This window comes from Hassallia byssoidea VB512170, from assembly GCF_000817785.2.
Lineage (GTDB): Bacteria > Cyanobacteriota > Cyanobacteriia > Cyanobacteriales > Nostocaceae > Hassallia > Hassallia carrinoi.
In genome coordinates, this window is record NZ_JTCM02000073.1 from 24,381 (window position 1) to 32,090 (window position 7,710).

The following is a 7,710-nucleotide window of genomic DNA, read 5'->3' on the forward strand; positions in this document are numbered from 1 at the left end:
AACTTTGAGACTTCAGTATTTACCTCAAGTCTATCACTCTCGATTCCGGAGACGCGATAAATCGCGTCACTACGATTCTAAAATTTGGCGAATCTCTTCTAATGTTGCATCTTCTAAAAGGAGTCGTCTGCCATTGCGTCCGACAATCAACACCTTTTCAATTCTTTTACCAGATTGTTTCTGTTTATACTCTTGATACCACTTGCGGATTTGTTCAGCAATGGCGATCGCTCCCCCAACAATACCAACGATGCTAGCAACAGTTGCGATTACTCCCTCTCTTTCTGGTGCTTCTGAACTCACCTTATAGTTACCTGAGATACCGGGAATTGCCAAAAGCGCTTCTGTTGCTGCGATCGCATCTTCACCCTCAATCGCCAACCGAATTTCTGCCATACTTTACCTGCAAGCATATCCAATCCAGGCTTATTTTCAATAATACCACCAGAGCGATCGGCGTTTCTCGGTCATTAATTATTTATTATTACTAGCTGTAAAATCCCCCCAGTCCCCCTTGTCCACGCCAGATGCTTCAAGTCGGGCATTGCCCGCCCAACGCACTGGCTCCACCAGTCCCCCTTGCCCCCTTGTCCCCCACTCCCCCACTCCCCCACTCCCCCCCTCCTCATCTCCCCAAATTCCCCTGTCGTTCGCACCGAAAACCGCGTTGCTGCCAATCTTGCATATTTACTTCAGTTAGTCTAGTCACATTTGAACATTCTGGCTGAATAAATTGACTTAAACCTGCCCACAACAAGCTGCGGGTTACATCTGCTGAGGTTTTCAACCAAGACTCACGATTACCAGGAATGCCTTTTTCCTCAACAATCACAGGTTCTACCCAAATACCATGAGCACCTAAAAGAATTTGTCCTAGCCATTTCGCTCTTGGTAAGTGAGTTGCGGAAGTAATAAGCATGACTTTATGCACTCCCAAACGACGCAAAATAGGAATACCATAATAGAAATTTTCAAAGGTGGAATCGGCACAATTTTCTAACCAAACATTTTGTATAGGTGCTACTTCTCGTTGAAAAATCAGCCAAATACAAGGGTCTTGAGAACCACGAGAAATTAAAATCGGCGTTTCGGGAGATTGTTTTGCTTGTTGGGCAACATAAATTTCTCTAGTAATGCTGCCACCAAGTACAAAAAAGCCATCTACTGGCGAGGATGACGCATTCAGTAGAGTTATAGTCATAAAAATCAGCCAAATAGCCAACACAGCACATAAACTCAGAGATAACTTTTGTAACATTTGCCACATTTTGCAGATTTTTATCCTATCTTCGATGAATGTTTTTTAGTAAAAATACGTCTGATGGCACACGCACTTCAAAGCTAAGAAAGGATTTTGTCCTACAGACATACACTTAAGCAGAAGCTAGTGCTATCTTATTAAAAGTAATTGAGGATGAGAGGACGACACACAGCTATAGTGTCAATAATTAAGATTAACCTTCCGGAAAGAGATGACAAACGGAAGGATAATTGTTAAAAAGTAACGCAGTGCTTTAGCCGAATTTAAAGGGCAAAATTATGAAGTAATTGTAGCTTTATAAGCACAAAACCGATAAATTTCTGGTAGATTTCAAACATATTGCCAGATTGCTAAACTGTCAAAAACACAATTATTCCAGCTGATATACATACATGAACCAATCTGCGAAACGTTCCTCGCCGCTCCAAGTAGCCTTGATTGGTGGAGCGATCGCCACAACAGCAACATTGTCTGTGTTCGGTCAAGCGTGGTGTCGCTCCGTCCGCGCCGCCTTACAAGATAGCCCAAAAGCGATCGTAGACCAAGTGTGGCAACTAGTAAATCGTGAATATGTTGATGGCAAATTTAATCAACAAGATTGGCAAGCAACCAGACAAACCCTTTTAAGTAAAAATTATTCTTCTCGTGACGAAGCTTACACAGCCATCCGAGAAGCTTTAAAAAAATTGGGCGATCCTTACACTCGGTTCATGGACCCGAAACAGTATGACGCCCTCACCAGCCAAACATCTGGGGAAGTTTCGGGTATTGGCATTCGGATGGAACTGAATGAAAAAACCAAGCGACTCACCGTTGTCGAAGCGATCGAAAATTCGCCAGCACTCAAAGCAGGTATCAAAGCCGGCGATGAGATTTTAGCAATTGACGGCAAACCCATACATGACCTGAAAGTAGAAGACGCATCTAAGCTGATTCGCGGTAAAGCGGGTACTGCTATAGTATTGCGGCTGGCACGTCAGGGTCAAAGAGAAATGGATGTTAGGCTGACACGAGCCACCATTGAAGTGCCAACGGTGAAATATACCCTCAAGCGAGAAGGCTCAAAGCGTGTTGGCTATATCAAATTGCGAGAGTTCAGCGCTCACGCTGCCGATCAAATGCGGCGAGCAATTCGCGATTTGAACGGTCAGCAAGTTGATAGTTACGTCTTAGATTTGCGCGGAAATCCCGGCGGCTTGTTGCAGGCAAGTATTGAAATTGCTCGCATGTGGATAGCTGATGGCGGGATTGTCAAGACAGTAGACCGTGTGGGAGGAACTGAACTCAGCAAGGCAAATAACACTGCGATTACAAAACGTCCCTTGGCGGTACTGATAGATAATAATTCAGCCAGTGCTAGTGAAATTCTCACAGGCGCACTCAAGGATAATAAGCGAGCGGTAGTTGTTGGTAGTCAAAGCTTTGGTAAAGCCTTGGTACAGTCAGTGCATGAACTGCCAGACGGTTCCGGCGTAGCCATCACCATTGCCCATTACTACACCCCTGAAGGAACAGACATTAACCATAAAGGTATTACCCCTGATATCAAGATAGATTTGTCAGACGCGCAAGAGCGTCAGTTGGCGATTAATCCAAATTTGGTGGCGACTCAAAACGATCCGCAATATGCGCGAGCGATCGCCGCTTTATCCAGCAGAAACTTCGCCCAACCCCCAGCAAATCAACGGTCAAAACCGTTGAGCGTTCGCGCCTCAGATTTGAAATTTTAGATTTAGAGTAAATATGATACTGCGGATTTACAATTTCGGACTGGGAATAATAATAATTAACCCCATCCCCAAAATCATAAATCCATGAATCATCAACCACTTGACACCACCACCAACACTTTTTTCCCTCATGTGTCGGTAGTGGTGCCTATATATAATGGTGAATTTGACTTACCAGATTTAATTTCTTGTCTGTTAGCGCAAACTTACCCAAAACAGCAGGTTGAGTATTTGCTGGTAGACAATAACAGTAGCGATCGCACTCGAACTTTCTTAGAAACAGCCGCCGAACATTGCCCAATTACAATTCGTCCTTTAAGCGAAAATGAAATTCAAAGCTCTTACGCTGCCCGCAATACAGGCATTCGCGCTGCTAAGAGTGAAATAATTGCCTTCACTGATGCTGATTGCCGTCCGCAACATCAATGGTTAGAAGCATTAGTACAGCCTTTTGTCAACCAAGATGTGACAATTGTCGCCGGAGAAATTGCGGCGTTACCAGGCAAAACGCTTCTAGAACAATACGCCGATCGCCAAGATACTTTATCACAAAAGCACACCCTCGCCCATAAATTTTGTCCATACGGTCAAACCGCTAATTTAGCAATTCGACGCATCGCATTTGAAAAAGCAGGTTTGTTCCGTCCTTATCTGACCACTGGTGGCGATGCTGACATGTGCTGGCGAATTCTAAGAGAAAACATCGGGCGTTTAGAATTTTCACCAAGAGCGATCGTCCAGCATCGCCACCGCGCTACACTCAAAGAACTAGAAAGTCAATGGCGGCGCTATGGACGCTCAAATCGCTATTTACACGAACTGCACGGTATTGAATTGATGCGCGAGACCACGGCAAAAGAATACGGCTATCTGTTGCTGCGTTGGTTGTTGAAAGAAATACCAAAAAATAGCCTTCAAGCGATCGCCCGTAAAGCCAGCCTTGTAGACTTATTAAGTACACCCATTGGTTTATTCACTTCAAGAGCGCGTTACTCTGGGCAAAAAGATGCCCAATTGCCAGAAAAAGCCAAAATCATTGATTGGCTGTGACGATTTTGGATTTTGGATTTTGGATTTTGGATTCTGCATTGGGCATGGGGGAGCCAGTGCGTAGGCATCGGCAGCGCGGTCTTCTCCCTTTGGGAGAGGCTAACGCCAAGGTCCGGCAGTGCGTTGGGCGGGTTTCCCGACTTGAAGCACCTGCCGTGGTTCCCCCCACTCGCTGTTGCCGCAAGGGTTTCCCGGCAGACGCGCAACTGGCGTCATGGGGCATAGGTTTGGCTGTGCCGTGCGGAGGTCACGAACGTTGAGGCACCTGCCGTCATCGGGCATTGGTAATAATTCTTTCCCTTTCACGGCAGGTGCTACAACGGGGGGAACCCCCGCAACGCACTGCCTCCCCTTTCCCCTTTTCCCCTCTTCAATAAGCCCATCCCCCATTACCCAGTACTACCTAATTTCCGCTAAATTTAATAAAAGTAGTGTCAAGGAAACTTTAGATGTCAGCACAACTGTTACTGGTGGATGATGAACCGGGATTGCGTGAAGCCGTCAAGGATTATTTGCAAGAAAGCGGTTTCAGCGTTCAAGTTGCCAGTAACGCCCGTGAGGGGTGGGACTTGATGCAGCAAACCATACCTGATTTAGTGATTTCGGACGTCATGATGCCTCAGGTAGATGGCTATCAGTTTTTAAAGCAACTGCGGTCAGACCCCCGCTTTAAAACGCTGCCGGTGGTCTTTTTAACGGCAAAAGGAATGACAAGCGATCGGATTCAAGGTTATCAAGCTGGTGTTGATGCTTATCTACCCAAGCCTTTCGATCCGGATGAATTAGTCGCAATCATCGAAAACTTACTTATCCGTCGCACTGCCAAGCCTCATGCTACAGGTGAAGAGGGAGAAACGTTTGATATTGCTGAACTTGCGAATCAGATTGCCCAAATTAAAGCGTTGTTAACTCAAAAAAGTGCGATCGCTCAATCTCCTGCCCCTTTTACCATCGACTTGACCCCCAGAGAACAAAGTGTTTTAAATTTGGTCGCTGAAGGGCTAATGAACAAAGAAATTGCCCGTCGTTTGGAAACCAGCGTCCGCAACGTGGAAAAGTACGTCAGTCGTTTGTTTAGTAAAACAGGCACGAACAGCCGTACTGAATTAGTTCGTTTTGCTTTAGAACACGGTCTTGCTAAGTAGTCATGAGTTATTTGTCATTAGTCACTAGTTTTTGACTTTGGACAAATGACTCTTGCCTAGAGGGGCATCTTTATTTGGTTGAAAACAAAAAATCGGTTAAATGCATCCGGTTGAATTTGCGTTCTTCTGGCTATGTCAGTAAACAGCTAAGTAATACTTAGATAAAACAGACACCCCTGGTAATGTCTCAAACTTTAGATAACCGATATCTAATGGCAATAGTTACTAGCTTAGACTTCGTTTAGTAGGAGTAATCTCGTTTGAGCAATAACGTGCGAAAAATACATCTTCAAAAACCGTAACTTCAACTGTTCTGGGTATAAAAGCATAGTAGGCACCCAATCGTATCCGTAGTGCAATCCTGTTAGGGCTACTGTAAACGCCATCGCGACTTAACCTGAAAAGCCTAATTAAATCGGCTGACAAATAGAGTGTAGTAATTCTTTGTTCGCCTGATGGTCAGTTTAAACAAGCCAACGAAAGAAGTGAGCGTAAATAGGCAAATGGTTAAACTTAAAAAAATCACCATTTTCTGCCCGACGTATGAGTTGCTACTCCTGAAATAAAATAAACACTCTTAGCGTCTCCTGTACAGACGCGACCGCGAAGGTCTCTACTGATTAGTCTCAGTATTTCGCAATCGCATCAGTTGACGACGCATTTGCGGTGAGGCTTTAAATTCAGACACCTCCTGTGCTTTGACAGACGCGTGCAGGGTTTCTAGGAACTCGTCAGACCCTTCTGTTAAAGCTTCTAGCAGCACCTGCAACAGTTGATCGCGATCGCTTAATATACTCTTTTCCTCAATCATTCGGAACTTGAGATGAATTTCGCACTCATAAACACTTACATCGATGTTATTTACCTGACATGGTAATGCTTTGGAGTTCATAGTGTTTAGGATTCCTTTACTTGGTGGTCATCATGGTTGGCAGCTAAATTTCCGGCAAAAATTCTTTATATTTTTTTAGAATCCAAAGTGTTTGAATTAAGAATTTGTCTTCATCCATAACATTTGTATTCCATTGCACTCTCCTTTGGTTTGTTTCTAACTAGAATGAGCGGTGTCTAGATTTTCGCCACTACTGCGCCATCTGCGCTTTATGGTAAGCCATAACTATTATTCAGTTTTTAAGATTCTATACAATAAAGTTTCTGTAAGAACTTGCGTGACCTTTTTAAAAGTTTTTACATCAACTTTATCTTTCCGTCAATAACAGTTCGGCTTGTTACTATAAAACTAGTGGTTACACTTACGTGAAAATCTTGCTTTTTTCCTATTTAATTAGAGCCTGAGGCGGTTATAGCATAATTCAGTAAAATTACTACATGTGCGATTTTTTCATGAGAAATTAGATGAGGCATTTATGAGAAAAATTATTGGAGATAAAATTTTTTTTCGGGATGACATAGACAGCAATCCAATTATTCTGTGTTAAGTGCCTCATGGCATGACTTTCCTCGGCTGACGAACACCAAAAGCGGCATAAATCCTTTTAGCTTTGATTAGCAGACCGCTACCGCTTCCTTTGGGGTTCCCCAGACATGAATGAGGAATAAAATTTATTTTCCTCTTTATTAAGGTACATCTGTTCTTGATTTTAGGAGTCTATTTTTCCTTAAGCTTTAAGCCTTGACTTTTGTTTGCTATCATGCATTAGTTTGCCTTGGGCGCTAAGAGCGGACACTTCTAAAGGATGCGCCTTCAAGGGTTCTCTTAGACGCTTGTCACACGACACGCTCCTTGATGTGCGAACATCCGATGCAGGTCGCTCAAGACAAGTGGATCTAGTAAACAAGGCGTATTCCTATGAGTGAAAGAGTGTTTGTGAAACCCTCAATAAATGCTAGAACCTCATGATTTTTGCGCAAAGCGCTCTTTTATAGGCATGATTACCACCCAAGAGCGGAAGTAAGGGTGCGCTTCAGATTCCGAATCCGAGAAGGCATTCAAGACAAGGAAGAGCGTTTACAATAATTTCAGTGTAATCAACCAAAATCTTACACCGTTTTATGGACAACCCGATGCTGCTCAAGTCAACAACCCGGCATATCCGCATTTTTGCCGGAGAAATTGACTCTCATGGCGAACTGGTTCCTAGCGATCAGGTCTTGACGTTAGATGTAGACCCAGACAACGAATTTAACTGGAACGAAGACGCGCTGCAAAAGATTTATCACAAGTTTGATGAATTGGTCGAAGAATCTAGTGGCGCAGACCTGACAGACTACAACTTGCGCCGCATAGGGTCAGATTTGGAGCATTACATGCGATCGCTTCTACAAAAAGGCGAAATCAGCTACAATCTCACTGCCCGCGTCACTAACTACAGCATGGGTCTTCCCCAAGTCGCCCAAAAGTGAAAACTAAACAGTAAAGAGGGCAAAAGGGTAAAGGAATAAAGAACTTTCTTTTTCTTTTCTTTCCCTTGGACTGAACCCGGACAAAAATGGACAGGCTTCTCCTTCAAAGACGCGAAGCGCGAACATCCTTTGTGACTCGCTATCGTGTTGAGGATCTTTA

At 43.9% G+C, this 7,710-nt stretch carries 9 protein-coding genes; 4 read left to right on the forward strand and 5 right to left on the reverse strand.

Features of this window, described 5'->3' with window-relative positions:
- Nucleotides 1-69: 69 nt before the first annotated feature.
- The 3 genes from PI95_RS24195 to PI95_RS24205 all read right to left on the reverse strand — a co-directional run bounded on the left by PI95_RS24195 (nucleotide 70) and on the right by PI95_RS24205 (nucleotide 1,267).
- A complete protein-coding gene (locus PI95_RS24195) occupies nucleotides 70-396 on the reverse strand; it encodes a hypothetical protein (RefSeq protein ID WP_163519148.1) in 327 nt (108 codons plus the stop codon).
- Nucleotides 397-470: 74 nt separating this feature from the next.
- Nucleotides 471-629 carry a hypothetical protein gene (locus PI95_RS24200; RefSeq protein WP_163519142.1) on the reverse strand — a complete coding sequence of 53 codons (159 nt, stop codon included), beginning with the start codon at nucleotides 627-629 and terminating at the stop codon, nucleotides 471-473.
- The gene (locus PI95_RS24205; RefSeq protein ID WP_052324836.1) at nucleotides 626-1,267 is read right to left on the reverse strand and encodes a YdcF family protein; all 642 of its coding nucleotides are present in this window, start codon (nucleotides 1,265-1,267) and stop codon (nucleotides 626-628) included. Before PI95_RS24205 ends, PI95_RS24200 begins: the two co-directional genes overlap by 4 nt.
- A 386-nt stretch (nucleotides 1,268-1,653) precedes the next feature.
- On the opposite strand from PI95_RS24205, the gene ctpB reads away from it, so the two are divergent.
- Together ctpB and PI95_RS24215 are read left to right on the forward strand one after the other, a co-directional pair.
- A complete protein-coding gene (ctpB, locus tag PI95_RS24210) occupies nucleotides 1,654-2,991 on the forward strand; it encodes a carboxyl-terminal processing protease CtpB (protein WP_039741239.1) in 1,338 nt (445 codons plus the stop codon).
- Nucleotides 2,992-3,075: 84 nt separating this feature from the next.
- Entirely contained in the window at nucleotides 3,076-4,041 is a 966-nt protein-coding gene (locus PI95_RS24215; RefSeq protein WP_039741241.1) for a glycosyltransferase family 2 protein, read from the forward strand.
- 99 nt (nucleotides 4,042-4,140) lie between these two features.
- Here PI95_RS24215 and PI95_RS24220 read toward each other — a convergent pair whose 3' ends face one another.
- On the reverse strand, nucleotides 4,141-4,431 hold the full coding sequence (locus tag PI95_RS24220) for a hypothetical protein (protein ID WP_039741243.1): 291 nt from the start codon (nucleotides 4,429-4,431) through the stop codon (nucleotides 4,141-4,143).
- Between the two features lie 59 nt (nucleotides 4,432-4,490).
- Between PI95_RS24220 and PI95_RS24225 the strand changes: the two genes are divergently transcribed.
- Nucleotides 4,491-5,186, forward strand: a complete 696-nt coding sequence (locus PI95_RS24225) for a response regulator transcription factor (protein WP_039741245.1) — start codon at nucleotides 4,491-4,493, stop codon at nucleotides 5,184-5,186.
- A 613-nt stretch (nucleotides 5,187-5,799) separates the two neighbouring features.
- Here PI95_RS24225 and PI95_RS24230 read toward each other — a convergent pair.
- Entirely contained in the window at nucleotides 5,800-6,078 is a 279-nt protein-coding gene (locus PI95_RS24230) for an Npun_R1517 family heterocyst differentiation transcriptional regulator (protein WP_039741247.1), read from the reverse strand.
- Nucleotides 6,079-7,199: 1,121 nt separating this feature from the next.
- Here PI95_RS24230 and PI95_RS24235 point away from each other — a divergent pair.
- Nucleotides 7,200-7,550: an NAD(P)H-quinone oxidoreductase subunit M gene (locus tag PI95_RS24235; RefSeq protein ID WP_039741249.1), complete on the forward strand. Its 351-nt coding sequence runs from the start codon at nucleotides 7,200-7,202 to the stop codon at nucleotides 7,548-7,550.
- Nucleotides 7,551-7,710 lie beyond the last annotated feature (160 nt).